The organism is Citrobacter sp. TBCS-14 (assembly GCF_005280805.1).
Taxonomy (GTDB): domain Bacteria; phylum Pseudomonadota; class Gammaproteobacteria; order Enterobacterales; family Enterobacteriaceae; genus Citrobacter; species Citrobacter gillenii.
The window spans coordinates 1-470 of the sequence record NZ_SZWM01001086.1; the positions used below are offsets into that span (position 1 = coordinate 1).

The following is a 470-nucleotide window of genomic DNA, read 5'->3' on the forward strand; positions in this document are numbered from 1 at the left end:
GCTTTCGATAACGTCGCCTTTCCTTATGGTGAGAAAAGCGAAGAGTTTATCGTTGAGCGTGTTGTTGAGATTGTGACTGCAGTTCAGCAACGATATCCCCTCGCACTTGCGGTTATCGCATGCAATACCGCCAGCACGGTGTCACTCCCGGCATTACGTGAAAAGTTCGCTTTTCCGGTTGTCGGTGTGGTGCCTGCGATTAAACCCGCGGCGCGGCTCACGGCGAATGGTATTGTAGGGCTACTGGCGACGCGCGCGACGGTGAAACGCTCGTAATCGAAAGTTATCTTTTCGCTGAAAGTTCCGTTCTTACCGTAACCCNTGTCAGATAGCGATGTTGGGATCCGCTGAGTTGGTGGAGCTGGCAGAAGCGAAGCTGCACGGCGAAACAGTTTCTCTGGAAGAGCTGCGCCGTATTCTGAGACCGTGGCTGCGGATGTCGGAACCTCCTGATACGGTGGTCCTTGGAT

General features: G+C 53.9%; 1 pseudogene. It reads left to right on the plus strand.

Features of this window, described 5'->3' with window-relative positions:
• Positions 1 to 470: pseudogene (murI, locus tag FDX22_RS24105) on the plus strand (glutamate racemase); the annotation flags it as partial.